This is a genomic window from Bradyrhizobium sp. USDA 4532 (genome assembly GCF_024171315.1).
GTDB classification, from domain to species: Bacteria; Pseudomonadota; Alphaproteobacteria; order Rhizobiales; family Xanthobacteraceae; genus Bradyrhizobium; species Bradyrhizobium australafricanum.
On the sequence record NZ_JALJZN010000001.1, the window covers coordinates 2,716,256 to 2,741,309 of the forward strand.

The 25,054-nt window shown below is 65.4% G+C and carries 20 protein-coding genes; 6 read left to right on the forward strand and 14 right to left on the reverse strand.

Annotated elements, in window-relative coordinates; genetic code table 11:
- Positions 1-2: 2 nt before the first annotated feature.
- Positions 3-1,034 carry a class 1 fructose-bisphosphatase gene (locus tag J2R76_RS13120; protein ID WP_371852179.1) on the reverse strand — a complete coding sequence of 344 codons (1,032 nt, stop codon included), beginning with the start codon at positions 1,032-1,034 and terminating at the stop codon, positions 3-5.
- A 155-nt stretch (positions 1,035-1,189) separates the two neighbouring features.
- On the opposite strand from J2R76_RS13120, the gene J2R76_RS13125 reads away from it, so the two are divergent.
- The gene (locus J2R76_RS13125; protein ID WP_076833602.1) at positions 1,190-2,116 is read left to right on the forward strand and encodes a LysR family transcriptional regulator; all 927 of its coding nucleotides are present in this window, start codon (positions 1,190-1,192) and stop codon (positions 2,114-2,116) included.
- Between the two features lie 139 nt (positions 2,117-2,255).
- Positions 2,256-3,971: an ATP-binding protein gene (locus J2R76_RS13130; protein WP_256521540.1), complete on the forward strand. Its 1,716-nt coding sequence runs from the start codon at positions 2,256-2,258 to the stop codon at positions 3,969-3,971.
- A 13-nt stretch (positions 3,972-3,984) separates the two neighbouring features.
- On the opposite strand, the gene J2R76_RS13135 is transcribed toward J2R76_RS13130, so the two are convergent.
- Complete coding sequence (locus J2R76_RS13135; protein ID WP_076833446.1) at positions 3,985-4,689, reverse strand: TetR/AcrR family transcriptional regulator; 705 nt, start codon at positions 4,687-4,689, stop codon at positions 3,985-3,987.
- A gap of 157 nt (positions 4,690-4,846) precedes the next feature.
- Between J2R76_RS13135 and J2R76_RS13140 the strand changes: the two genes are divergently transcribed.
- Positions 4,847-6,031 carry an HlyD family secretion protein gene (locus tag J2R76_RS13140; protein WP_076833445.1) on the forward strand — a complete coding sequence of 395 codons (1,185 nt, stop codon included), beginning with the start codon at positions 4,847-4,849 and terminating at the stop codon, positions 6,029-6,031.
- A gap of 8 nt (positions 6,032-6,039) precedes the next feature.
- Positions 6,040-7,653, forward strand: coding sequence for a DHA2 family efflux MFS transporter permease subunit (locus tag J2R76_RS13145; protein ID WP_083715182.1), 1,614 nt, complete (start codon positions 6,040-6,042; stop codon positions 7,651-7,653).
- A gap of 45 nt (positions 7,654-7,698) precedes the next feature.
- Here the strand turns inward: J2R76_RS13145 and J2R76_RS13150 are convergent, their stop codons facing one another.
- The 3 genes from J2R76_RS13150 to J2R76_RS13160 form a co-directional block, all read right to left on the reverse strand.
- Positions 7,699-9,342 (reverse strand): benzoate-CoA ligase family protein, encoded by a 1,644-nt coding sequence (locus J2R76_RS13150; RefSeq protein ID WP_057015865.1) that lies wholly within the window; start codon positions 9,340-9,342, stop codon positions 7,699-7,701.
- A 157-nt stretch (positions 9,343-9,499) separates the two neighbouring features.
- Entirely contained in the window at positions 9,500-10,315 is an 816-nt protein-coding gene (locus J2R76_RS13155; RefSeq protein WP_076833443.1) for an alpha/beta hydrolase, read from the reverse strand.
- A 3-nt stretch (positions 10,316-10,318) separates the two neighbouring features.
- The gene (locus tag J2R76_RS13160) at positions 10,319-10,813 is read right to left on the reverse strand and encodes a MarR family winged helix-turn-helix transcriptional regulator (protein WP_016845834.1); all 495 of its coding nucleotides are present in this window, start codon (positions 10,811-10,813) and stop codon (positions 10,319-10,321) included.
- A 290-nt stretch (positions 10,814-11,103) separates the two neighbouring features.
- Between J2R76_RS13160 and J2R76_RS13165 the strand changes: the two genes are divergently transcribed.
- Together J2R76_RS13165 and J2R76_RS13170 are read left to right on the forward strand one after the other, a co-directional pair.
- Positions 11,104-12,270 (forward strand): ABC transporter substrate-binding protein, encoded by a 1,167-nt coding sequence (locus J2R76_RS13165; protein ID WP_076833441.1) that lies wholly within the window; start codon positions 11,104-11,106, stop codon positions 12,268-12,270.
- Positions 12,271-12,291: 21 nt separating this feature from the next.
- Positions 12,292-12,744 (forward strand): cupin domain-containing protein, encoded by a 453-nt coding sequence (locus tag J2R76_RS13170; RefSeq protein WP_057015936.1) that lies wholly within the window; start codon positions 12,292-12,294, stop codon positions 12,742-12,744.
- 134 nt (positions 12,745-12,878) lie between these two features.
- Here J2R76_RS13170 and J2R76_RS13175 read toward each other — a convergent pair whose 3' ends face one another.
- From J2R76_RS13175 to J2R76_RS13215, 9 genes are all read right to left on the reverse strand, one after another.
- Entirely contained in the window at positions 12,879-14,120 is a 1,242-nt protein-coding gene (locus J2R76_RS13175; RefSeq protein ID WP_076833439.1) for a flavin-dependent oxidoreductase, read from the reverse strand.
- Between the two features lie 286 nt (positions 14,121-14,406).
- Complete coding sequence (locus J2R76_RS13180) at positions 14,407-14,802, reverse strand: RidA family protein (RefSeq protein WP_038382134.1); 396 nt, start codon at positions 14,800-14,802, stop codon at positions 14,407-14,409.
- A 1-nt stretch (position 14,803) separates the two neighbouring features.
- Positions 14,804-15,643 (reverse strand): enoyl-CoA hydratase family protein, encoded by an 840-nt coding sequence (locus J2R76_RS13185; protein WP_194295415.1) that lies wholly within the window; start codon positions 15,641-15,643, stop codon positions 14,804-14,806.
- An 11-nt stretch (positions 15,644-15,654) separates the two neighbouring features.
- Entirely contained in the window at positions 15,655-16,434 is a 780-nt protein-coding gene (locus J2R76_RS13190) for an SDR family NAD(P)-dependent oxidoreductase (protein ID WP_076833432.1), read from the reverse strand.
- Complete coding sequence (locus tag J2R76_RS13195) at positions 16,431-18,746, reverse strand: bifunctional salicylyl-CoA 5-hydroxylase/oxidoreductase (RefSeq protein WP_076833430.1); 2,316 nt, start codon at positions 18,744-18,746, stop codon at positions 16,431-16,433. The genes J2R76_RS13190 and J2R76_RS13195 overlap by 4 nt, the downstream gene beginning before the upstream one ends.
- A 347-nt stretch (positions 18,747-19,093) precedes the next feature.
- The gene (locus tag J2R76_RS13200; protein WP_076833429.1) at positions 19,094-20,629 is read right to left on the reverse strand and encodes a sugar ABC transporter ATP-binding protein; all 1,536 of its coding nucleotides are present in this window, start codon (positions 20,627-20,629) and stop codon (positions 19,094-19,096) included.
- An 11-nt stretch (positions 20,630-20,640) separates the two neighbouring features.
- Positions 20,641-21,762 (reverse strand): SMP-30/gluconolactonase/LRE family protein, encoded by a 1,122-nt coding sequence (locus J2R76_RS13205; RefSeq protein ID WP_083715181.1) that lies wholly within the window; start codon positions 21,760-21,762, stop codon positions 20,641-20,643.
- Complete coding sequence (locus J2R76_RS13210; RefSeq protein ID WP_307720408.1) at positions 21,762-23,894, reverse strand: SMP-30/gluconolactonase/LRE family protein; 2,133 nt, start codon at positions 23,892-23,894, stop codon at positions 21,762-21,764. The genes J2R76_RS13205 and J2R76_RS13210 overlap by 1 nt, the downstream gene beginning before the upstream one ends.
- Before the next feature lie 106 nt (positions 23,895-24,000).
- Positions 24,001-25,026, reverse strand: a complete 1,026-nt coding sequence (locus tag J2R76_RS13215; protein ID WP_076833596.1) for a sugar ABC transporter substrate-binding protein — start codon at positions 25,024-25,026, stop codon at positions 24,001-24,003.
- Between the last annotated feature and the right edge of the window lie 28 nt (positions 25,027-25,054).

The following is a 25,054-nucleotide window of genomic DNA, read 5'->3' on the forward strand; positions in this document are numbered from 1 at the left end:
CCTCAGCGGAACAGGCCGCGCCGCGCGAACAGCGGGGCATCGCTGCTTTCGAACAACGGCTCGACGGTCAGGTGGATCGCATCGACGTCGCGCACGGCGCGCGCCGATCCCATGATCAGGGGCACACGCTGATGCGGCGTGCGTGCCGACAGTTCGAGAATGCGCGACCGGCCGTTCGACGCCGCACCGCCCGCCCATTCCATGATCAATGCGATGGGATGCGCCTCGTACAGCAGACGCAACCGGCCTTCGCGATAGCCCTGGCGCGCATCCGCCGGATACAGAAACACGCCGCCGCGCATCAGGATGCGGTAGGCTTCAGCGACCAGCGAGCCGATCCAGCGCATGTTGAAGTCCTGCCCGCGCTCGCCGTTCACTCCGGCGAGGCAATCGTCGATGTAGCTGCGCACCGGGCCGCTCCAGTGCCGCCGGTTCGAGGCATTGATGGCGAATTCCGACGCATCCTGCGGCACGCGCAGATCGCGCGCGGTCAGAACGAACTCGCCACTTCGGGGGTCCAGCGTGAAACAGTCGACGCACTGGTCGAGCGCCAGCACCAGCACGGTCTGCGGACCATAGATGAAGCAGCCGGCGGCACATTGCGCCGTGCCGGGCTCGAAGAAGGTCGAGATGACGTCGTTTCCTTTCGGCCGGATCGAGAAGATCGTGCCGATCGAGATGTTGTTTTCGAGATTGGCGGATCCATCGAGCGGATCGATCGCGACACAGAGCGGCGCGTCGGGATCGAGCGTCTCAGGCAGTTCGACCTCCTCCGACAGCACTGCGGCGGCCGGCGCGGTGCGCAGCGCGTTCCGCATCAGATCGTCGGCGACGATGTCGATGGTCTTCTGGCGGTCGCCGTCGGGATTGACGCCGCCGCTCTCGCCGCCGACTCCGGCGAGCGGCCCGGCGGCAATGATGCGCGAGAGCTCGATCGCCGCACGCGCAAGGGCTTCGATCACCACAACGGTCGCGGCGCGCAACGGGTTGTGCTGCGCGGGCCACTCCAGATGGGCATGCAATGCTGGACGAATCTCCACCGGCCTCTCCCTATGATCGCGCCCTCTGTCCCGAGGCTTCGAGAGGCGACCTCAGGGGAGTCGCCTTCGCCCCATCAACGCGCGAATTGCCCAATTAGGGAAATTTTATTATCTTTGGTCCGGGCAAAGTATTTCTTATGGAGCTTGTCATGGCCGGCAACTTCTCGCGGGATCTCACCATCCGCCAGCTGCGCGCACTGTCGACCTTGCACGAGGCCGGTTCGATCACGTCGGCCGCCAACCGGTTGAACCTGACGCAGCCCGCGGTGACGTTGCAGCTCCGCAACCTGCAGGCGCTCGCAGGGTTGCCGCTGATCCAGCGCACCGGCGACGGCATGGCGCTGACGGATGCCGGCGCGCATGTGCTGACGCTGGTCGAGCGGATCGAGGCGGCGCTGAAGGATTGCGAGCAGTCGCTCGACATGATCGCCGGCCGCAGCGGCGGCCGCGTCGCGATGGGCGCGGTCTCCACCGCGAAATACTTCGTGCCGTTCGCGATCGCGGCGTTCTCGCGCCGCTTTCCCAAGATCGAGGTCACGCTCAGGATCGGCAACCGCGAGGAGATTCGCGACGCGCTGCGCGGCTATGATCTCGACATCGCGGTAATGGGCCGGCCGCCGGCCGACATCGAGGTCGAGATGAAGCCGCTCGGCCGGCATCCGCACTTCATCGTCGCCGCGCCCGATCATCGGCTGGCGCGGCGGCGGCACGTCGCCCCATCGGAGCTCGCCAACGAAACCTTCATTACTCGCGAGCAAGGATCGGGCACGCGGATGTTGATGCAGCAGTATTTCGAACGGGTCGGGCTGGAGCCGAAACTCGGCATGGCGATGGACAGCAACGAGACCATCAAGCAGGCTGTGATGGCCGGGCTCGGCATCGCCTTCATCTCCCAGCACACGGTGTTCCATGAGCTGGAGGACGGCCGGCTGGTGGTGCTCAAGGTGAAGGGCCTGCCGATCGTCCGGCAGTGGCACGCGATCAGGCGCGCCGACAAGATCCTGCTGCCGCCCGCGCAGGCCATGCTGGATTTCCTCGGCAAGGAGGGCTGGCGCTATCTGCCGAATTCAAACTAGCGCCCGGGCGACGTCGCAACGCCCGATCGAGCCAGAAAATAGAGGTGGCGCCGTATGTTAGGCATTGAAGTTCCGCGAAACGCATGTCACATCTTGACTGCGGTCACCCGGCGGACCGCACCCTGCGAGGGAGGTTGAACTGCAGAACCAGTCCCCGCCGACGCCCGACTTCAAGGCGTTATTCGAGGCGGCGCCCGGCCTTTATCTGGTGCTGACGCAGCCCGACTTCCGCATCGTGGCGGTGAGCGACGCTTATCTGCGCGCCACCAAGACCGAGCGCGCCGCGATCCTCGGGCGCGGGCTGTTTGAGGTGTTTCCCGACAATCCGGACGATCCGACCGCCGACGGCGTGCGGAACCTGCGCGCCTCGCTCGAGCGCGTGGTTCAGTTCCGCCGCCCCGACACCATGACGGTGCAGAAATACGATATCCGCAAGCCCGAGTCGGAGGGCGGCGGCTTCGAGGAACGCTACTGGAGCCCGCGCAATACGCCGGTGTTGGGGCCGAACGGGCAGTTCACCTACATCATCCATCGGGTCGAAGACGTCACCAGCTTCATCCAGCTGAAGCAGCGCGGTGCCGAGCAGGACCAGCTGACCGACCGGTTGCGCGAGCGCACCGAGCAGATGGAAGCGGAAATCTTCATGCGCGCCCGCGAAGTCGAGGCCGCCCGCGAACAGCTCGAAGCCGAGCAAAAGCTCCGCCAGGTGCAGAAAATGGAGGCCGTCGGGCACCTCTCCGGCGGCATCGCCCACGACTTCAACAATATCCTGACCGTCATCACGGGCCTGATCGACATCCTCGCGGAAGCCGTTGAACATGATCCCGCGCTGTCATCTGTCGCCAAGATGATCACCGACGCCGCATTTCGCGGTGCAGAAGTGACCAAGCACCTGCTGGCCTTCTCGCGGCTGCAGCCGCTGCAACCGCGTGAAGCGAATCTCAACACCCTGGTGCAGGACACCGCGCGGCTGCTGCGCCCCTCGCTCGGCGAGCAGATCGAGATCGATACCGCGCTCGAGCCCGATGCCTGGTCGGCCTTCATCGATCCGAACCACATGGCGACCGCGCTGCTCAATCTCGCGGTCAATGCCCGCGATGCGATGCCCGATGGCGGCAAGCTGATGCTGGAGACCAGCAACGTCATCCTCGACGAGGTTTATGCCGTCGCCAACCCCGACGTGCGGGCGGGTGAATATGTGATGGTCGCGGTCAGCGACACCGGCGGGGGCATCCCGGCGGGGATCCGCGACAAGGTGTTCGAGCCGTTCTTCACCACCAAGGACACCGGCAAGGGCACCGGCCTCGGGCTCAGCATGGTGTACGGCTTCATCAAGCAGTCCAACGGACACCTCAAGATCTATTCCGAAGAGGGCCACGGCACCTCGATCAAGCTCTATCTGCCGCGCAGCAGCGGCGACATGATCGACGTCGAGCCGCCTCCTCCGGTCGACACCCGCGGCGGCAATGAATCCATCCTGGTCGTCGAGGACGATCCGCTGGTGCGCAATTACGTCAGCGCCCAGCTCGAGCAGCTTGGCTATCACACCATGGTCACCGCCAACGGCCCGGAAGCACTGGCTGCGGTCGACAACGGGTTCGTCTGCGACGTGCTGTTCACCGACGTCATCATGTCCGGCGGCATGAACGGCCGGCAGGTCGCCGACGCCGTGATCGCCAAACTGCCCTCGGTGCGCGTGCTCTTCACCTCCGGCTACACCGAGGACGCGATCATCCACCACGGCCGTCTCGACCCGGATGTGACGCTGCTGCCGAAGCCCTATCGCAAGTCCGATCTCGCGCGGATGATCCGGCAGGTGCTGGCCCAGCCGCCGGCGGCGGCAATGGGCAAGTGACGCAGGGCCGGCGTCACGCCTCTCCGTTCTGCTTCTTGATCTGGTCGGCCGGCACGGCGCATCCGGACAAGAACAGTGCCGCGCAGGCCTTGGCGCGGGCCTCGATCTGCGCCCGCGACGGCGGCGGCCTGTGGCCGTACATCACGTCGCGTTGCGGCTGGAACACGAGCATGCCGAGCAGCATGCCCGCAGCGGCCTGCGCGTCGTCCACGGCGATCCGTCCCCTCCGCTGCTGCACGCCGAGCCACGCAGCGAGCGCGCCAAGCGTCCGCTGCATCGCCTTCTCGTAGAACATCTCGGCGATGTCGGGAAATTTGTCGCTGTCGGCCAGGATGATGCGCTGAAGCGCGATGACCTCGGCATCGAGGATCAGCTCGCCACAGGTCGAGAGTGCGGCCTCCAGTGCCGCCGCGATATCGCGGCCGTCGCAGGCGCCGAGATTTACGGCCGATATGAATCGGTCCATCCGGTCCGTCACCGTGCCCTCGAACAGCGCCAGCTTGGTCGGGATCAGCCGATAGAGGGTCTTGGTGGAGACGCCGGCGCGGCAGGCCACGTCGGCGATGTTGGCCGCAGCAAAGCCGCGCTCGGAGAACTCGCGCCGCGCGGCGTCATAGATCAGCGCGCGCGTCTCGTCGTCGGAACGCAGCTGCGGCCGCCCCCGGCCGCGCCGCGCCGGCGCGCCTTGCTCAGTCTGATCCTTGGCATTCCGGTTCATCCGCGAGCCATGCTTTTAAATGATGCCTGTCATTCTATTGACACTCCCAATATGGGCTCTATTTTGGAAAACATCAAGTTTCCTAATTAACCCTGCCGGCATCGGCCGAAATTAGCAAGATTTTCCAGCAGGATAGAACGGATGAGGGAGCACTGCCATGAGCCAGCATGAGACATCATTCAAGGCCGAGAGCCAGGTTCCGGCCGAGACCGCCAGGCAATTGATCGCACATCCGGAGGCCGCCAGGCCGCCCGCCGCCAAGGGCAGGCTTCGCCGCCTCCTGCTGACCGGCGCGGCGCTCGCCGTCCTTTCGGGCGGCGCCTGGTACGGCTGGGATTACTGGACGGTCGGCCGCTTCCAGGTCTCGACCGACGACGCCTATGTGAAGGCCGATAACACGACGATCGCACCAAAAGTCTCCGGCTATCTCAGCGCGGTGCTGGTCGGTGACAATGAGCATGTGCGCGCCGGCCAGATGCTGGCGCGGATCGACGATCGCGATTTCAGGGTCGCGCTGGATCAGGCCAAGGCTGACGTCGCGGCCGCCGAAGCCGCGATCGCCAGCAAGCATGCGCAGCTCGATGTGCAGCAGTCGGTGATCGAAGCGGCACGTGCGACCCTCGCCGTCGACACCGCGACGCAGACCTTCGCCGAGCAGGAGAACAAGCGCTACACCGACCTCGCCGGCACCGGCTTCGGCAGCGTGCAGAACGCGCAGCAGGCGCAGTCGCGCTACGCCAGCGCACAGGCCGCCGTCGCCCGCGATACCGCGAACCTCGCCTCCGCGCTCCGCCAGGTGGAGCTGCTCAAGGCCGACATTGCCCAGGCGGTCGCGTCGCAGGCGCGCGCAACCGCGCTCCAGCATCAGGCCGAGTTGAACCTCGGCTACACCACCATATCAGCCCCGATCGACGGCGTGGTCGGCAACCGCACCCTGCGCACCGGCCAGTTCGTCCAGGCCGGCACGCAGCTGATGTCGCTGGTGCCCGCCACCGGCGCCTATGTGATCGCGAACTACAAGGAGACGCAGCTCACCAATGTCCGCAAGGGTCAGCCGGTCGAGATCGCCGTCGACATGTTCCCCGGACAGGTGGTGCGCGGCCATGTCGACAGTCTCGCGCCCGCCAGCGGCCAGGAATTCGCACTGCTGCCGCCCGACAATGCGACCGGCAACTTCACCAAGGTGGTGCAGCGCATCCCGGTGAAGATCGCGCTCGACGCGACGGCGGTCGAATTGCGGCCCGGCATGTCGGTCATCCCGACCATCGCAACCTTGTCGCAACCTGGCGAGGCGCCGCGCTCCGGCGCCTCTCCCAAGCTCGCTGTCGCCTCCTTCAAATAGGTGATGTCATGTCCGATCTCGCGCTCTCCTCCCCGGCTGCTGCGCCCCGCGCGGCACCCGCAGTGGTCGATCCCAACCGCGCCAGCATGGCCGTCTGGATCTCCATCGTCGCTGCCATGATCGGCGCGTTCATGGCGATCCTCAACATCCAAATCACCAACGCCTCGCTGCTCAACATTGAGGGCGGCATCGGAACCGGCGTCGACAACGGCTCCTGGATCTCGACCTCCTATCTGATCGGCGAGATCGTGGTGATCCCGCTGACCGACTATCTCAGCCGGGTGTTTTCCTTCCGCAAGATCATCATCGGCTTCGCCACCCTGTTTGCGATCTTCTCGGTCGCCTGTGCCTTCACCCACGACCTGCCCTCGATGATCGCGATGCGCGGCTTGCAGGGTTTCTTCGGCGGCGTGCTGATCCCGATGGCCTTCACGCTGGTTTTCACCAAGCTGCCGAAGGCCCAGCAGCCGGTCGGCCTTGCCATGTTCGCGCTCGCCGTGACCTTCGCCCCGGCGATCGGACCGACCATCGGCGGCTACCTCACCGAGAATTACGGCTGGCAGACCATCTTCTTCGTCAACGTGATCCCGACCGCGGTGATGGTCATCACCCTCTACTTCACGCTGGAACGCCAGCCGATGCAGCTGCATCTGCTGCGCGAGGGCGACTGGCTCGGCATCGCCACGATGGCGATCGGCCTGTCGTCGCTGCAGGCCGTGCTCGAGGAAGGCAACAAGAACGACTGGTTCGGCTCGCCCTTCATCGTCAAGCTCGCGGTGATCGCCGCCGTCAGCCTCACTCTGTTCGTCTGGATCGAGCTCGTCGTGGAAAAGCCGCTGATCCGGCTGCGCCTCCTGACCCAGCGCAGCTTCGGCTTCGGCACCATCTCGGCGGTGTTCGTCGGCTTCGCACTGTTCGGCTCGGTCTACCTGCTGCCGGCCTATCTCGGCCAGGTGCAGCGCTACAACGCCGAGCAGATCGGCCAGGTGCTGGCCTGGACCGGCCTGCCGCAGCTGATCCTGATCCCGCTGGTGCCGAAGCTGATGCAACGTTTCGATCCGCGATTCATCGCCTTCACCGGCATGATCCTGTTCGCGGTCTCCTCCTTCATGAACATCGCGATGTCGCTCGATTACTCCGGTGACCAGTTCTTCGTCCCGAACATCGTCCGTGCAATCGGCCAGGCGATCATGCTGGCCCCGCTGTCGGCGGTCAGCCTCGGCAGCGTCGCCCCGCAGGATGCCGCGGCGGCCTCCGGCATCTCCAACATGATGCGTAATCTCGGCGGCGCGATCGGCACGGCGCTGCTCGCCACCATCGTCACCAAGCGCGAGCAGTTCCACTCCAACATCATCGGCCAGTCGGTCGACCTCGGCCGCGAGGAAGTGCGCACCCGGATCGCCGAGGTGACCAATTACTTCCTCAGCCACGGCATCTCCGATCCGGCGACCGCGCATCATCAGGCGATCGTGGCGCTCGGCAATATCGTGAAGCGCCAGGCCCTGGTGCTTGGTTTCAGCGACACCTTTGCCGTGATCGGCATCGTGCTGGTGTTCGCCGCGATTGCGATCCTCTTGACCGGCAAGCCGAAGAACGCCGCCGGCGGCGGCGCGGCGCATTGATCTGTCGGGCGGCGGCCGCGGGCCGTCGCCCTCCCCTTTTACTTGTCAGCTTGCCTCGCGCAGCTTGAAGCGCTGGATCTTCCCGGTCTGGGTCTTCGGCAGCGCCTCGACGAAGGCGATCGCGCGGGGATATTTGTACGGCGCGATCGTCGCCTTGACGTGATCCTGTAGCAGCTTGACCTCGACCTCGTCGCAGCGCGCGCCCTGCTTCAGCACGATGAACGCCGAGACGATCTGCCCCCGCTCCTCGTCAGGTGCGCCGATCACGGCGCACTCCGCGACATCGGGATGGCCGAGCAGCGCGGCCTCCACCTCGGGACCGGCGATGTTGTAGCCCGCCGAGATGATCATGTCGTCGGCCCGTGCCACGAAGGACAACCGGCCGTTCTCGTCCCTGACGAAGGCATCGCCGGTGATGTTCCAGCCGTCGCGGACATATTTGGTCTGCCGGGAGTCGGCGAGATAGCGGCAGCCGGTCGGACCGCGAACCGCCAGCTTGCCGACCTGGCCCGCCGGCAGCTCGTTCATGTCTTCGTCGACGATCTTCGCCTCGTAGCCGGTGACAGGCGTGCCCGTGGTGCCGCCGACGGCGCTGCCGGTGCGGTTGGTGATGAAGATGTGCAGCAGTTCAGTGCTGCCGATGCCGTCGAGGATCGGCTTGCCGGTCTTCCTGGTCCAGCTCTCGAACACCGGCGCCGGCAGCGTCTCGCCGGCCGAGACGGCGAGCCGCAGCGACGACAGATCGGCGCCCTTGTCCATCGCGGCCATCATCGCCCGATAGGCGGTCGGCGCGGTGAAGCAGATCGTCGCCTTGTAGGTTTCGATGATCCGGATCATCTCGCTCGGCGCCGCATTCTCCAGCAGCGTCGCGGTGGCGCCGAAGCGCAGCGGGAAGATCGCGAGCCCGCCGAGGCCGAATGTAAACGCAAGCGGCGGCGAGCCGACGAACACGTCGTCGGGCGTCACCTTGAGCACCTCGTTCGCATAACCGTCGGCGACGATCAGGAGATCGCGGTGGAAGTGCATGGTCGCCTTGGGCTCGCCCGTCGTGCCCGACGTGAAGCCCAGCAACGCGACGTCGTCGCGGCCGGTCTTCACCGCATCGAACTTGACCGGCTTGTTCAGCGCGATCCGGTCGAGCTCGGCGTCGTGGTTCTGCGTGCCGTCGAAATTGACGACCTGCTTGAGGAATTTGCTGGTCTTGGCGCAGGCCACCAGTTCATCCGCGATGCGGCTGTCGGTCAGTGCCAGCGAGATCTCGGCCTTGTCGACGATCTTGGCCAGTTCGCCGGCGCGCAGCATCGGCATGGTGTTGACGACGACGGCACCGGCCTTGGTCGCCGCGAGCCAGGCCGCGACCAGCGCCGGGTTGTTGCCCGAGCGGATCAGGACGCGATTGCCGGGCTTTACGCCATAGTTCTCCACCAGCGCGTGCGCCAGGCGGTTCGACCAATCGGTCAATTCCTTGTAGGTGCGCTGACGGCCATTGCCGATCAACGCGATGCGATCGCCCATCCCCTGCTCGACGATGCGGTCGGTCAGCTCGACCGCGGCGTTGAGATAATCCGGATATTGAAACTCCGGCCGGTCGAGCAGCAGCTGCGGCCATTGCGCTGATGGCGGCAGGTTGCGCCGCGCGAAATCGTCGACATGCCCGGATGGGCCGAGCCCGGGAAATTCACCTGACATTCGATTGCCCCTCGCTTTCCATCCAGAAAGGCCAAGACCAACGTCGAGAAGAACAAGGACGCCCGGCAGCGTTCCAATCGCCAATCATTTTATACTTAAAATAATTCGGCGCAAGCCTGGAAATCGCGCGGCAATCGCCGGCCGATCCTTCAGAACCTCAGGTTTGCGTAAGCTGCTTCAGCCGCGCGACCATCGCCGAGCCCGGGTCGGCGAGCGGCGCGATCGCGGTGAAATGATTGGCGTCCGGCACAACGCCGAACCGCGTTGCGACGCCCGCTTTGCCCCAGACATCGACGATGGTCCGGCTCTGCCGGTGATATTCCGCGCTCTCGGCGCCGCCGACGACGGCATCGAGCGTCGCGCCCGCAGGCGGCGTCCAGGACAGCGGGCTCGCCGCACGTGCTGCGGCGCGGTCGAAACCAAGCGCCTTGTTGATGGAGGTGCCGACCAACGGCTCAAGCTCGAACAGGCCGGAGATCGCGTAAGCAGCCCTGACCAGGTCCTTCGGCAACGACGCATCATAGGCCGGCCAATCGGTCGCGAGCATGCATGCGGCAAGATGTCCGCCTGCGGAGTGTCCCGACACGACCAGCGACCGGCCGAGCCTGGCCAGTTCGCGGCACGCCGCACGCATCTCGCCGATGATGTCGCCGACCGTGACATTGGGACAGAGATCGTAGCTCGGCACCGCGACGCTGATGCCGTGGCCGTTGAGCCCTCGCGCGCAGTGGCTCGATGACGAGCCGTCGAGCGCCTGCCAGTAGCCGCCATGGATGAAGACCACGAGCGGGCCGTCACGATCGCCTTCGAACAGGTCGATGACGTTGCGGCTGCCCGGACCATAGGTCAGCCCCCGCGGCGGATGCTGCTCGCGATAGGCCGCGGAGTCCCTCGCCCAGCCGGCCATCAGCGCCGGATTTTCCGGCACCCGCGCCCGGTTGTTGTATTCGACCTCGTAATCGACCTCGCTCACGGCTTAAGCGCTCCTCGCCTTGGCGGAGCGCTGCGCCGAGCCCTTGGCCTTGGCGAGGAGCCGCATCAGTTCGCGGATATCCTTCGGCGAGAGATCGCCGAAGATATCGGCGATCCACTTCTCGTGCTCGGCGGCCATCTTGCGGAATTCGGCGCGACCGAGTTTTGTGAGCCGGATGAACTGCACGCGGCGGTCCGTCTCCGAGGTGCGGCGATCGAGATGGCCCGATTCAACCAGGCGCTCGACCAGCCCGGTGACGTTGCCGTTGGATACCATCATCCGCTTCGACAGGTCCGACAGCGTCATGCCGTCGGACACCTTGTCGAGCTGGGCCATCAGGTCGAAGCGCGGCAGCGTGACGTCGAACTTCTCGCGCAGCCGGCTGCGCACCTCGCCTTCGATCAGCGTGGTGCAGGTCAGGAGGCGCAGCCACAGCCGCAGTTCGGTGCCGTGGTCGTCGGGCAGTTCGACGGCTTTGGTTTCGGAATCGAGGATCATGCGGCGATCGTGCCTCCGCGGCGGGTTCCGGTCGGACCAATTGCTTTGAGCTTCAAGCAATTCGCGGCGCCCCGCAAGGACAATTGCGAATCGTGCCTGATCCGTCTGGGCAATCCTCAATTTCTTTAAACTTCAAGCAATTGGCGCGGCGCTTGCATGGGCTGCGCCTGCATGATGCGCGACGATCGCCCTGACGCGATGCCACATCGCTTGCGGCGATTGCACGCGTCAGACTAAGCTGCGGCCAAATAAAGCGGCCGAGGCATCGAGCCAGTGGTTAGGGGAGAGACATGAAACAATTGACGAAGCTCGTGGGATTGGCGGCGCTGCTCGGTGTCGCGGTCACCCCGGCGACCGCCCAGGAGAAGATCAAGATCGGCGTGCTGGTGACGACCTCGGGCCCGGCCGCGGCGCTTGGCCAGCAGGTCCGCGACGGCTTTGCGCTCGCGATCAAGGACCTCGGCGGCAAGATGGCCGGCCGCGATGTCGAGATCGTCAACGCCGACGACGAACTGAAGCCCGACGGCGCGGTGGTCAAGGTGCGCGGCCTGCTCGAGCGCGACAAGGTCGATTTCGTGGTCGGCCCGATCTTCTCCAACATCCTGCAGGCGATCCACCGCCCGGTCACCGACAGCAAGACCTTCCTGATCAGCCCGAACGCAGGCCCCTCCAGCTATGCCGGCAAGGAGTGCAACCCGTTCTTCTATGTGACGTCGTACCAGAACGACCAGGTGCACGAGATCCTCGGCAAGGTGGCGCAGGACCGCGGCTACAAGCGCGTCTATCTGCTGGTGCCGAACTATCAGGCCGGCCGCGACTCCGTCGCCGGCTTCAAGCTCGACTACAAGGGCGAAATCGTCGAGGAATCCTACACGCCGCTGAACACGCTGGATTTCCAGCCCGAATTGTCCAAGATTGCCGCGCTGAAGCCGGACGCGCTGTTCACCTTCATGCCGGGCGGCATGGGCGTTAATCTCGTGAAGCAGTACAAGCAGGCCGGCGCCACCGTGCCGGTGCTCTCCGCCTTCACCGTCGACGAATCCACCCTGCCCGCGCAGCAGGACGCAGCGGTCGGCATGTTCGGCGGGGCGAACTGGGCCCCGAACCTCGACAATCCCCAAAGCAAGAAGTTCGTCGCGGCTTATGAAGCCGCCTACAACGGCGTGCCCGGCACCTATGCCATGCAGGCCTATGACGCAGCGTTGTTGATCGACAGCGCGGTGAAAGCCGTGAAGGGCGATCTCTCCAACAAGGACGCCGTCGCGGCTGCGCTGAAGAAGGCCGACTTCACCTCGCTGCGCGGTAACTTCAAGTTCAGCAACAACGGCTATCCGATCCAGGATTTCTACCTCACCAAGGTCGCGAAGCGGCCGGACGGCAAATTCCAGACCGAGATCGTCGAGAAGGTGTTTTCGAATTATGGCGATCGCTACGCCAAGGACTGCGCGGCAAAGTAGATCATAGGAGCAAGCATGAGCATGAAAGACGAGATTGCGGGCATCACCCGCGCCAACGAAGGCATGCAGGGCATTTCCTGGAGCATCCTTGGCCAGACCTACGTGCCGAAGAGCCGCACCGAGCATTCATTCTCCTGGCACGCCACCTTCCCGCCGGGCACCTTCGTTCCTCCGCATATCCACCCCGACCAGGACGAGTACCTCTATATCCTCGAGGGCAAGCTCGACTTCATGCTCGACGGTGCGGACGAATCCGCAACTCCTGGCGATCTGGTTCGGCTGCCGATGGGCAAGCCGCACGGCATCTTCAACAAGTCGCAGCAGCCCGCTAAGACGCTGTTCTGGGTGTCGCCGACGCGGAGGCTCTACGACCTGTTCTGGGCGATCCACAACATGAAGGAACAGAACCCGGACGACGTGGTGCGGCTCGCCGCCGAGCACAACATCCACTTCCTGCCGCCGCCGCCGGCGTAGCTTATTCCGTCATTGCGAGCGAAGCGAAGCAATCCATATTTCCGCGATCGCGGAACGATGGATTGCTTCGTCGCTTTGCTCCTCGCAATGACGGTGTGGAGATGGCCTGCCGGACGTCTCCTCCTGCAAAGGACCTACTGCCGCGCCACCACGCGCGCGGCAAAGCCGGCCTTGGCCGCATAGCCGCGGACGATCGCCTCGCGCGCCTCGTAATTGAGGATGGTGTCGACGTCGGTAAAGCCCTGCGGCGCGAGCTGCTCGACGGCGTCGATCACGCCCTCCGGCCCGCCGCGGCGGTTGGAGGCGACGATGTCGGCGGTCATCGGCAGCCGCTGCCGCTCATAGGCCGCCAGCGCCTGGCGCGGGTGCTCCGATCGCGCCAGCAGGTCGGCCAGGCTGCGCGCATCGAGAATGGCTTGAGAGGCGCCGTTCGAGCCGACCGGATACATCGGATGCGCGGCGTCGCCGAGCAGCGTGACCCGGCCACTCGACCAATACGGCAAGGGATCGCGGTCGCAGCACGGATACTCCCAGAATTCCGGCGTCGCGTTGATCAGTCCGGTAAAGTCGACCTGCGGGATCGTGAAACCAGTGACATAGGGCATCATCTCGTCGCGCCGGCCGAGATTGGACCAGCCCTCGCGGCGCGGCGGCGGCGAGGTGCCGTCGCCGATCCTCACCAGCACCGCCCAGTTGGTGAGGCGGCTTGCCGGGCTCGAGCCCGGCGCGATCGGATAGATCACGGCCTTGGCGTTCAGGCCGCCGGCGATGATCATCGAGCGCCCGGTCAGGAACGCTGGCCAGTCGGTCGCGCCGCGCCACAGCATCAGGCCGTTCCAGCACGGCCCGCCCTCGTCCGGAAACAGCGTCTGCCGCACTTTCGAATGGATGCCGTCGGCGCCAATCAGGATGTCGCCGCGCGCGGTATGCACATGGGCGCCGCTGCGATCGAAGAAATAGGCCGAGACGCCGCCCTCATCCTGGGTGAAGGAGCCGAGCCGGCAGCCGGTGTGGATCGCATCCGCGCCGAGCCGATCGATCACGGCCTGATGGATCACGCCTTGCAGGCGGCCGCGATGGATCGAGAATTGCGGCACGTCGTGGCCGGCATCGAGCCCGCGCTTCTCGTGCCAGACCTGCTGGCCATGTCGCGTCAGATAGAACAGCTCATAGGTGCGGATCGCCACCTCGTCGAGCTTGTCGAGCAAACCAAGCCCCGCCAGCTCGCGGATCGCATGCGGCAATGTGTTGATGCCGACGCCGAGCTCGCGGATCGTCTCGGACTGCTCGTACAGCTCGCAACTGATGCCGCGCGAGCGCAGCATCAGCGCAGTGGTGAGGCCCCCGATTCCGCCTCCGACGATAATCGCCTTCATCGTCCTCACCTCCACTCACAACAGGACGCTTTTACGCTTTGGGCTAAGGTCGCATGCCCCGTTGTCCGGCCGCAAGCGGGTTTGCGGCCCGGGACGAGGACTGGCCCACGACGATTGGGCTTAGCCTTAACATTGCTTCAGCGTACCCCGATCTATCCCCGTCACCCTGAGGAGGCCGCAACGCGGCCGTCTCGAAGGGTCGACGGCCACCAGCCGGGACGTGCATCCTTCGAAGCTCGCTCCGCTCGCACCTCAGTATGACGGGATTGGCGGAACTGCGTCACCCTCAATCCGGCACCACCGCAATTGCCTGGATTTCCACCTTGGCGCGGTCCTCGATCAGGCCGGCAACCTGGATCGCGGTCATCGCCGGAAAGCGCCGGCCGATGATGTCGCGATAGACCGTGCCGATCTCCTTCAGCCGCGCGGAATATTCCTTGCGGTCGAGCAAGTACCAGGTCATCGACACGATGTGCTCGGGGCCGGCGCCGCCGGCGGCGGCGACTGCGACGATGTTGCGCAGGGTTTGGCCGATCTGCGCCACGAGATCGTCGGTCTCGAACACGCATTGTCCGTTCCAGCCGATCTGGCCCGCGATGAAGAGCTGTTTGCCGCGCGCGGCCATGCCGTTGGCGTAGCCGATCGGCTTGGCCCATCCTTGGGGTTGCAGGATCTCGATCATCTCAATTGCCCTCGAAGGCCGGTTTCTGCTTGGCGGCGAACGCCTCGAAGGCGCGGCGGAAATCGCCGGTGACCATGCAGATCGCCTGCGCCTGCGCTTCCGACTCGATCATCTCGTCGACGCCCATCGCCCATTCCTGGTTGAACATCGTTTTCGTCACGCCATGCGCGAACCACGGCCCATCCGCGAGCGAGCGCGCCAATTCATGCGCAGCACCGGCGAGTTCCGCCGGCGGCACCAGACGGTTGTGGAAGCCCCACGCAAACCCTTCCTCGGCGCTCATCGCACGCCCGGTGTAGAGCAGGTCGGCCGCATGGCCCTGCCCGATCACGCGGGGCAGCAACCCGCATGCGCCCATATCGGCGCCGGCAAGGCCGACGCGGGTGAACAGGAACGCGGTCTTGGCTTGCGGCGTCGCCAGCCGCAAATCGGACGCCAGCGCCAGCATCGCCCCGGCCCCGGCGCAAATGCCGTCGATCGCTGCGACGATGATCTGCGGGCATTTGCGCATCGCCCGCACGACCTCGCCGGTCATCCGCGTGAAGGCCAGCAGGTCCGGCATCGCCATCCGCGTCAACGGCTCGATGATCTCGAACACATCGCCGCCGGAGCAGAAATTACCCTCGGCGCCGGTCAGCACGATGGCGCGGACATCGGCGGCGTATTTGAGATTGGTGAAGAGATCGCGCAGCTCCTCATAGGACTCGAAAGTCAGCGGGTTCTTCTTGTCCGGCCGGTTCAGCGTGATGGTCGCGACACGGCCGCTCGCATCGACCTGCCAGCGGAAGTGCTTGGCGGGATAATCCTTGAACGGCCGGAGCTTTGCTTTCATCTCGGACATGACGTGTTCCTTCACCCGGTAAAGACTTCGCCGCCGGCGACCGCGACGGCTTGTCCGTTGATTGACGATGCAGTCTCGGAGGCAAGCCAGAGGATGGCGTCGGCGACCTCCTCCGGCGTCACCAGCCGCTGCATCGGATTGACTTTTGCCAACGCTGCGCGCGCTTCCTGTTCGCTGCGGCCGGTCTTGGCGACGATGTTCGCGGCGGCATCCGCCACCAGCGGTGTATCGGTGTAGCCGGGACAGACCGCATTCACGGTGACGCCGCGCCGTGCATATTCCAGCGCCAGCGAGCGCGTCAGGCCGATGACGCCGTGCTTGGCCGCGACATAGGCGGAGACGTAGGCGTAGCCGGTGAGACCCGCGGTCGAGGCGACGTTGATCACGCGCCCGCGGCCGCGTTGCGCCATGCCGGGCAACACGGCATGGGTCACCAGGAACACGCTGGAGAGGTTGCTCGCCAGCATGTCGGCCCACAACGCCGCGCCGGTCTTGTCGAACGGCGCGCTCGCGGCCTTGCCGGCATTGTTGACGAGAATATCGATCGGCCCTGCCTCAGCCTCGATCTGCGCGACACCCTTGGTCACCGCAGCTTCATCCGTCACGTCGATCGAAACCACGGCGCCGGCCTGCTTGTCGAGCGATGCCGCCGTCGCCTTCAGCGCGTCGATCCGCCGTCCGGCGATGCTGACGCGCACGCCGGCATTTGCCAGCGCGATCGCCGTCGCGGCGCCGATGCCGGAACCGGCACCGGTCACCAGCGCATGTGCGTTGGGCCAGAACCTCATCATGCCTTCACTCCCGCAGCCGCGCGTTCGAGATTGGCCTCGTATTGCGACTTGCCCGACAGATACTGCTTCGGCCACGCGACCTGCTTGACGCCGATCTTCGCAGCCTCATGCAGCGTCCAGGCCGGATCGGCGAGATGCGGCCGCGCGATGGCACAGAGATCGGCGCGGCCGGCGGCGATGATCGAGTTGGCGTGATCCGCCTCCGAGATCGCGCCGACCGCGATGGTCGCGATGCCGACCTCGTTGCGGATCTTGTCGGCGAACGGCGTCTGGTAGAGCCGGCCATAGATCGGATGGTCGTCGGCCCAGACCTGCCCCGAGGAGCAGTCGATCAGGTCGGCTCCCGCCTCCTTGAACAGCTTTGCGAAGACCAGCGCATCCTCGGGCGTGTTGCCGCCCTCGGCCCAGTCGTGACACGACAGGCGGACCGACATCGGCTTGTCCTCCGGCCACACCGCGCGGACGGCGCGGAACACCTCCAGCGGATAACGCGCGCGGTTCTCGATCGATCCGCCGTAGTCGTCGGTGCGGCGGTTAGTCAGCGGCGAGAGGAAGCTCGACAGCAGATAGCCGTGCGCGCAGTGCAGCTCCAGGATATCGAAGCCGGCGGCCGCAGCGCGCCTGGCTGCGGCGACGAACTGCTCGCGCACCTCGTCCACCTCGGCGCGGCTCATCGGCTCCGGAATCTGGCCGTCGGGCAGATAAGGCACTGACGAAGCCGACACCAGCGGCCAGTTGTGGTCCGGCAGCGCTTCGTCCATGCCTTCCCAGGCGACGCGCGTTGAGCCCTTGCGGCCGGCATGGCCGAGCTGGATGCCGATCCTGGCTTGCGAATTCTGATGCACGAAGTCGACGATGCGCTTGTAGGCCGCCGCCTGCGCGTCGTTCCAGAGGCCGCAGCAGCCGGGCGTGATCCGCGCTTCCGGCGACACGCAGGTCATCTCCGTAAACAGAAGGCCGGCACCGCCGAGCGCGCGGGAGCCGAAATGTACCAGATGGAAGTCGGTCGGCACGCCCTCCTCCGCCGAATACATCGCCATCGGCGAGACGATGATGCGGTTATGCAGCGACAGGCCGCGGATCTGGAATGGCGTCAGCATCGGCGGCGTGACGCGGTCGTTGGTCGCGGCCACGCCGCTGCGCTCCGCGAACCAGCGCTCATAGCCCTCGAGCCAGGTCTTGTCGCGCAGCCGCAGGTTCTCGTGGCTGATGCGCTGCGAGCGGGTCAGCAGCGAATACATGAACTGCTCCGGCTCCAGCGTGTCGGCATAGCGCGAGCCGACCACTTCGAACCATTCCATCGCGTTGCGCGCGGCGTTCTGGATCCGTGCCACGTCGACCCGGCGCAGCTCCTCGTAAGCCTTGAGCACCGCGGGAATGCTGTCGCGCGTCGCGCCGTGGATCTTGAACTGGTTGGTCAGCTCGATCGCATCCTCCAGCGCGAGCTTGGTTCCCGAACCGATCGCGAAATGCGCGGTGTGGGCGGCATCGCCCATCAGCACGACATGGCTGTTGCCGTTGAACGCGGTCCATTTGCCGCAGATCAGCCTGGGAAACGACAGCCAGGCCGAGCCGCGCAGGTGCCGCGCATTCGAGACCAGATGATGCCCCTCGAGGATTTCCGCGAACACATTCTCGCAGAACGCGATGGAGTCGCCCTGCTCCATCTTGTCGAGACCGTGGGCGAGATAGGCCTCCTCGGTGGTCTCGACGATGAAGGTCGCCGCGCCCTCCTCGAACTTGTAGATGTGCGCCTGGAACCAGCCATGCTCGGTCTTGCGGAAGTCGAAGGTGAAGGCGTCGAACGGACGGTTGGTGCCGAGCCAGATGTAGCGGTTCGGCCGCATCAGCATGTCGGGTTGGAACGTCTCGGCATATTTGACGCGCACCTTCGAATTGACGCCGTCGCATGCCACGACGAGATCGGCGTCGGGGAATTCGAGATCGGAATTCACCTCGCGCTCGAAGATCAGCTCGACGCCGAGTTCCTCGGCGCGCGCCTGCAGGATGTTGAGCAGCCGCTTGCGACCAATGCCGACGAAGCCGTGGCCGGTGGTGCGCATGCGCCGGCCCTTGATCAGGACCTCGATGTCGTCCCAATGGTTGAAGGCCTGCTCGATCGTGTCAGCGGTGACCGGATCCCATTTGCGCATGTTGTCCATGGTCGCATCCGAGAACACCACGCCGAAGCCGAAGGTGTCGTAGGGCCGGTTGCGCTCGACCACCGAAATGACGTGCGCGGGATCCAGCATCTTCATCAGGATGCCGAAATAAAGCCCGGCCGGCCCGCCTCCAATGCAAACGATACGCATGGCGTTCTCCCGTTGGCTTCGGCGGCGCGGGCACGGACGAGGCGCGTTCCCCTGGAGCCGATACGGGATATTATTTTATACTTAAAATAATTGTCAAGGGAGTTGGCACCCCACCCAACGCTGTCGTGCCGGCGCAGGCCGGGACCCATACGCCGCAGCAGATATTGTCGGCGGGACTCGTCGTTCCAGCGACGTACAACAATGACGATCTGTGGTTATGGGTCCCGGCCTGCGCCGGGACGACACTGAACTTGTTGCCGCTGATTTGCCCGTCGAAGGCGTGGCAAGACGGCGGATTGCGCTGCGCTAATCCGCCCTACGCCGACGACAGGCCGCGCCGCGCGCCCTCAATGCACCGCGGCGTACAGGATCTTGTCCTGCGTCGCGTCCGCCGCGTCGAACTCGGCGACGATGCGGCCGGTGCGGGCGACCAGGATGCGGTCGGACACCGCGAGGATCTCCGGCAGGTAGGACGAGATCACCACCACCGCCTTGCCCTCGTCGGCGAGGCGGCGGATTTCGCCGTGGATGTGCGGGATGGTGCCGACGTCGACGCCGCGCGTCGGCTCGTCGAAGATGATGATCGAGGGGTCCTGCACCAGCGTCTTGGCCAGCACCACCTTCTGCTGGTTGCCGCCGGACAGCTCGATGATCCTGGCCTTGCGCTGCAATGCGCTGATCTTCAGCCGATCGACCCAGTAGCTGGCGAGCTTGCTGCGCCGGGCGCGCGACAGCAGGAAGCTCCAGCCCTTTCCGGTGGCGAGGCTGCCGATATAGACGTTGTCGTCGACCACCATGGTCTCGAAGAAGCCGTTGGCCTTGCGGTCCTCGGTGATGTAGGCGATGCCGTCATTGATCGCCTGCCGCGGCACGCGGTAGCGGATCGGCTTGCCGCGCAGCCGGATGGTGCCGCCATTGACCAGATTGCGCTTCAGTGCGCCGTAGATGATCTTGGCGATCTCGGTGCGGCCGGAGCCGATCAGGCCGGCGATGCCGACCACCTCGCCGGCATAGACCGAGAACGACATGTTCTTGACCGCCATGCCCATGGTGACGTTCTCGACCGTCAGCACCTTCTCGCGGCGTTGATGGGTTTTCGCCTTGCCGCCATAGACCGCCTGCGCCACCTCGCGGCCGACCATGTGCTGCACCAGCGCATCGCGCGTCAGCTGCCTGGCCGGCGCCGTGATCACCAGCTTGCCGTCGCGCAGCACGGTGATGCGGTCGGCGATCTGCAGCGACTCCTCCAGCGCATGCGAGATGTAGATGATCGAGACGCCGCGGGCGCGCAGGTCGCGCACCAGATGGAAGAAGTGGACGATCTCCTCCGGCGTCAGCGATGCGGTCGGTTCGTCGAAGATGATGATGCGCGCCTTGTTGTAGATCGCGCGCGCGATCTCCACCATCTGCTTCTTGGCGGTGCCGAGCAGCGCCACCGGCGTCGCCGGATCGACGTGGAAGTTGAGCGACTGCAACAGCTGCTGGGCCTGGATGTTCAGGGTGCGGAACCGGGTCAGCAGCTTTTCGTTGCCGAGCTCGATGTTCTGCGCGGCGGTCATGGTCGGCACCAGGCTGGTCTCCTGATAGACCATGCAGATGCCGGCATTGAGCGCGTCGCGCGGCTGCTCGAAACCGGTCGGCTTGCCGTCGAGCAGATAGTCGCCGGAGGTGAGCTGGATCGCGCCCGCGATCGCCTTGCACAGCGTCGATTTGCCGGCGCCGTTCTCGCCGACCAGCGCATGCACCTCACCGGGATAGAGGTCGAAATTGACGCCCTCGATGGCGTGGACGCCGCCATAGATCTTCGAGCCGTTGGTGATCCGCAGCACCGGCTCGCGGACTGCGGAGGTCTCTGCCGTCTTGGCGCCGGGGGTCGCCTGCATCACACCGTCATTCATCGCAGCTCTCCCGTATGGCGCAGCAGGCGTCCGGCGCCGCGCGCCGCGATCACGACGCCCGATGGCGTGGCGCAGGCGGCGGTGACGCCGTGGAAGCGGCCGCCGGCGCGGCTGTGCAGGCCGTCGGTCGCATCGCCCTCGGCATCGAGATGCACCAGCAGACCATAGGAGCGCGGCGGCGCCCACGGCTTCTGGATGCCGAGCGCCTTGACGCTGCCGATCTGCATCGGCTCGAGGCAATCGCTGCCGCCGGCGAGCGCCGGCGCGACCCAGTAATCCGGCGGCATCGTCGCCATCATCTCCTCGCGGAAATCGTCTTCCTTGAGCACGAACTCGATCAGGTGGGTGCGGCGGGCGAAGATGCCGAGCAGCATGCCGCCGTGGCCGTCCGGATGCAGCCGCGCCGGATAGCCCGGCATGTTGCCGGCGACGGTCTCGCGCGGACCAAGCCCGTTGCCGCCGAGCGCGAACCGGCTGAGGCGATGGGCCCAGCTTTCGGTGAGCCACAGGCTGCTGCCGTCGGCCGAAACACTCACGCCATAGGGATAGGGCAGATCGCGCAGCAGCAGCTGCGGATTGTCGAGCCCGGCGCCGCAGCTGACGAGCCGGCCATTGGCGCGCTTCTCCATCAAATCATGCCGCCATTCGCCCGGGCGTCGGCCGGTGCTGCCTTCGACGGCATAGATGCGGCCATCGGGCGCCGCCGTCACCGACAGCAGCCCTGTGAGCGCGCTGCCGCCGGCAGCCTCCAGCCAGCGCGGATCGGGCTTTGCCGGATCGATCGCGGCAAGGCCCCTGCCCGCGACGCAGACCAGCAGGCGGCCGTCCGGATGCAACGCGAGCCCGCCGGCATCATCCTCGAACTCGGCGACGACCGTACGTGTCGACAAGTCATTGCCGCCGAGCTTCAGCACCCGGCGTCCGGCCGAGACATAGACCGCGCCGTCGCCGGCGGCGATCACGTCGTCGACGCCGGGCAACGGCTCGCCGATCGGGGTGGCGCTGTCGAGCCGGTCGTTCGGGCTCAGCGCACCGTCGAGCGGCGGGATCGCGTTCTGGCCGCCGTCGCGGTCGATGACGCTGCGGATGTCGCGCAGCAGATGATCGAAAAATCCCATTACGTCGTCACCCTGCTCTTTGCGCCCCAATAGGCATCGTAGCCGGTCCAGCTGTCGTCGACGCCGCCGAGCTTGATGCGGCCGATCCGGTTGTTCTCGAGCCCGCCGAGATAGAGATAGCCCTGGTGCTCGCGCATCGAGGTCAACGTCGAATGCGAAATGCCGGTCGGATCCCACCAGGATTCCAGCGCCTCGCCCTGCTCGTTGAATTTCAGCACGCAGCCATGGTTGAGCGCCGGCGCCAGCCACTCGTCGGTCGGCACCTGCTTCACCATGCGCAGGCGGAAGCCGGGCTTTCGCGCGGCAAGGTCGAAAGTCGGCGTGCGGATGCCGACCAGCGCCAGCCAGTAGGTGCCGTCGGACGCGCGGTTGATATTGTCGGGGTTGCCCGGCAGCTCGTCCATCAGCACCTCCGTCTTGCCCTTGTTCGGCCCGTCGATCCAGTGCCGGAACACCTTGCACAGCGAGGTCGACGCGATCAGGATCGACTTGCCGTCATGCGAGACGCAGATCCCGTTCGGGAAATAGAAGTGGTTGATCACCGTGCGCGTGGTCCTTGTCGCCGGGTCGTAGCAGACCACGCGGCCGTTCGGCCGGCCCTCGAGGATGTCGAGGGTGTTGGTGGTCATCTCGTAGCGCGTGGTGCAGTCGCTGAAATAGATCTTGCCGTCGGGTGCGATGTCGAGGTCGTCGGCCATGCGCAGGCGGCTGTCGTCGTTCAGCTTGTACCAGGTGCGGTTGGTCTCGTCGGTGACCTTGAAGATGCGGCCGTCGGGCGCGACGCCGTAGACGCCCATGCCGGCGACGGCGACGATCAAATTCTCATCGCGATCGAACTGCATGCCGAGCGGCCGGCCGCCGATATGGGCGAACACCTCGCGGGTCTCGAAGTTCGGCCCGGAAAAACGGATCACATTGCCGTCGCGGGTCGAGCCGTAGAGCCGGCCCTGGCGGTCGAGGATGACATCCTCGGGCCCCTCGACCTGATCGACGCCGATCGCCTGCGCATTGATTAGCCGGTCGTTCTGCGCATAGGGCGACGCCGCGCCGGGCTGCACCGCGGGCGCCGAGGCGAGCGGCACGAAGGCCGGATTGACATAGATCTTCTGGATCGCCTTGCCGCGGTTCTTCGACCATTTGACGTCGATGCCGACGGCCGCGAGCAGGATCATGCCGGTCACCGCCGAAGTGACATAGCCCGGGATGCCCATCCGCACGAGGCCGTTGATCAAAAGAAAGATGATCAGCGCGCCGATCATCGCCCGCCACACCGTGCCCTTGCCGCCGGCCAGCGACACGCCGCCGAGCACCACGGCGGTGAGCGCCTGGAATTCCCATCCCACGCCCGTGGTGGAATCCGTCGAGGCTTGGCGCGCGGCGTAGAAGATGCCGCTCGCCGCACACAGCGTGCCCGACAGCACATAGGTCATGAACAGCATCAGGCGGACGCGGATGCCGGCATGACGCGCCGCCTTGCGGCTGGCGCCGATCGCGGTGAGATGCCAGCCATAGCGCGAGCGCGACAGGAAGATGTGGCAGATCAGCAGCACCACGAACAGCGTCGCCGCATTGACGGGAATGCCGAGCACGCTGCCGCCGCCGATGAAATCCCAGGCATCGCTCTCGACCGAATTGGTCGCGAATACCTGGGCGTAGCTGGTGTTAAGCAGATTGACCGAAGCGCGCAGGATGATCAGCGTCACCAGCGTGGTCAGGAACGGCCGCGTCTTCAGGAAGCCGATCAGAAAGCCGTTGATGCTGCCGAGCAGCGCACCGACCAGCAGCGTCGCCGGCACCGCGAGGCCGACCGGCCATTCGCGCACCAGCAGGAAATACAGCGCCGCGAAATTGCACAGCGCGAAGATCGCGCCGACCGACAGGTCGATGCCGCCGGTGACGAGGCAGAAACCCATCGCGAGCGCGACGAAACCGAATTCGGCAAACAACCGCAGCAGCGACACCGAGTTCTGCACCGAGGCGTAGTCGGGAATGGTGAGCGCGAAATAGGCCCACAGCCCGATCATCACGGTGAACGGAACGACCGGCTCGAACCACTGTTTCAGCAACAGCTCCGACAGCAGGAGCCGGGGTGAGAACCGCCGCACCGATGCGGAAAAGGAATCAACTGCCATCGACATCGCCAAAGCACTCCCTGATCCGGTTTCAACGTTTCCGGATTCTGACCCGTGATACAGCCGGCGCGGGAATGCCCCCCCGCGCCGGCTGTCTCGCGCCTTGTTAGTTTTTCTTGGGTAGCGCGAAGCAGGTGCCGCCGAGCGAGGCGTTGGTCTTATCGATCCAGATCGGCCGCGTGTAATAGGACAGGTTTTTGGTGCCGGGCTTGTCGCCGGACATCAGCAGCGTCTCGGCTGCGAACATCAGATCGTGACCCTGCTCGGTCGCCTTGTAGCTGAGGAATTTGCTGAAATTCCCGGAGTTGACCTGGTCGCAATCGAGCTGCGAGCCCTCGCCCGAGGCGAACACCTTTACATCGTCGATCTTGCCGGCATTGCGGATCGCCTGCGCGGCACCCGACTCCATGATGCCCCAGAAGCCGATCGAGGCGCAGAGATCGGGGTGCTGCTGGATCACGGTGGCGGTGATGTTGAGCGCGGTGTTGGCGTCCCAGTTCGCGGCCTGGTTCGACACCACCTTGATGTTGGGATCCTTGTTCAGGACCTCCATGATGGCGCCGACCTGGTCGACGCTGGCCGCCGCGGTCAGTTCGCCCTGCACGATCTGCACCTTGCCCGACTTGCCGGAGCCGGTGCCGCAGGCCTTCACGGCTTCGTTCGCCAGCATCCTGCCGATCTCGCGCCAGTCGACGCCGACAAAGGCGCCGGACTTGTAGTTCGAGGCCATGTTGACCTGGATCACATGCGTACCCTGGCTTTCGGCGCGCTTCAGGTCCTTCATCAACAGCGTCACGCTCGGATTCTGCACGATCAGGACGTCGGGCTTCTGGTCGACCAGCGCGGTCAGCGCCTGCTGCATGGCCGACGGGTTGTTGTTGGGGTCGCGCACGATGTATTTCATGCCGCGCCACTCCGCCTCTTCCTGCACGACGCGGCCCCATTCGTCGGACAGCGGCACGCCGAGTGCGATCGGCAGATAGGCGACGGTCTTGCCCTGCAGCGACTTGTCGTACGCTGCGCGCAGCTCGCGCCCGGCCTTGGTACCTTCATCCTGCGCCGACGCCGCGAACGGCATCGCGGCAAGCGCCACCCCGGCGAGCAGGATCGTCCAGAACTTGGTCGTCTTCATCGTCTCCTCCACACAAAATTCTTTTGAT

What these genes read in the sequence shown, in the direction of transcription:
- J2R76_RS13125 (WP_076833602.1), top strand. Translation starts at nt 1,190, where the DNA reads ATGGCCGGCAACTTCTCGCGGGATCTCACCATCCGCCAGCTGCGCGCA.
- J2R76_RS13135 (WP_076833446.1), bottom strand. Translation starts at nt 4,689, where the DNA reads ATGAACCGGAATGCCAAGGATCAGACTGAGCAAGGCGCGCCGGCGCGG.
- J2R76_RS13140 (WP_076833445.1), top strand. Translation starts at nt 4,847, where the DNA reads ATGAGCCAGCATGAGACATCATTCAAGGCCGAGAGCCAGGTTCCGGCC.
- J2R76_RS13145 (WP_083715182.1), top strand. Translation starts at nt 6,040, where the DNA reads ATGTCCGATCTCGCGCTCTCCTCCCCGGCTGCTGCGCCCCGCGCGGCA.
- J2R76_RS13150 (WP_057015865.1), bottom strand. Translation starts at nt 9,342, where the DNA reads ATGTCAGGTGAATTTCCCGGGCTCGGCCCATCCGGGCATGTCGACGAT.
- J2R76_RS13160 (WP_016845834.1), bottom strand. Translation starts at nt 10,813, where the DNA reads ATGATCCTCGATTCCGAAACCAAAGCCGTCGAACTGCCCGACGACCAC.
- J2R76_RS13165 (WP_076833441.1), top strand. Translation starts at nt 11,104, where the DNA reads ATGAAACAATTGACGAAGCTCGTGGGATTGGCGGCGCTGCTCGGTGTC.
- J2R76_RS13170 (WP_057015936.1), top strand. Translation starts at nt 12,292, where the DNA reads ATGAAAGACGAGATTGCGGGCATCACCCGCGCCAACGAAGGCATGCAG.
- J2R76_RS13175 (WP_076833439.1), bottom strand. Translation starts at nt 14,120, where the DNA reads ATGAAGGCGATTATCGTCGGAGGCGGAATCGGGGGCCTCACCACTGCG.
- J2R76_RS13180 (WP_038382134.1), bottom strand. Translation starts at nt 14,802, where the DNA reads ATGATCGAGATCCTGCAACCCCAAGGATGGGCCAAGCCGATCGGCTAC.
- J2R76_RS13185 (WP_194295415.1), bottom strand. Translation starts at nt 15,643, where the DNA reads ATGTCCGAGATGAAAGCAAAGCTCCGGCCGTTCAAGGATTATCCCGCC.
- J2R76_RS13190 (WP_076833432.1), bottom strand. Translation starts at nt 16,434, where the DNA reads ATGATGAGGTTCTGGCCCAACGCACATGCGCTGGTGACCGGTGCCGGT.
- J2R76_RS13195 (WP_076833430.1), bottom strand. Translation starts at nt 18,746, where the DNA reads ATGCGTATCGTTTGCATTGGAGGCGGGCCGGCCGGGCTTTATTTCGGC.
- J2R76_RS13200 (WP_076833429.1), bottom strand. Translation starts at nt 20,629, where the DNA reads ATGCAGGCGACCCCCGGCGCCAAGACGGCAGAGACCTCCGCAGTCCGC.
- J2R76_RS13205 (WP_083715181.1), bottom strand. Translation starts at nt 21,762, where the DNA reads ATGGGATTTTTCGATCATCTGCTGCGCGACATCCGCAGCGTCATCGAC.
- J2R76_RS13210 (WP_307720408.1), bottom strand. Translation starts at nt 23,894, where the DNA reads ATGGCAGTTGATTCCTTTTCCGCATCGGTGCGGCGGTTCTCACCCCGG.
- J2R76_RS13215 (WP_076833596.1), bottom strand. Translation starts at nt 25,026, where the DNA reads ATGAAGACGACCAAGTTCTGGACGATCCTGCTCGCCGGGGTGGCGCTT.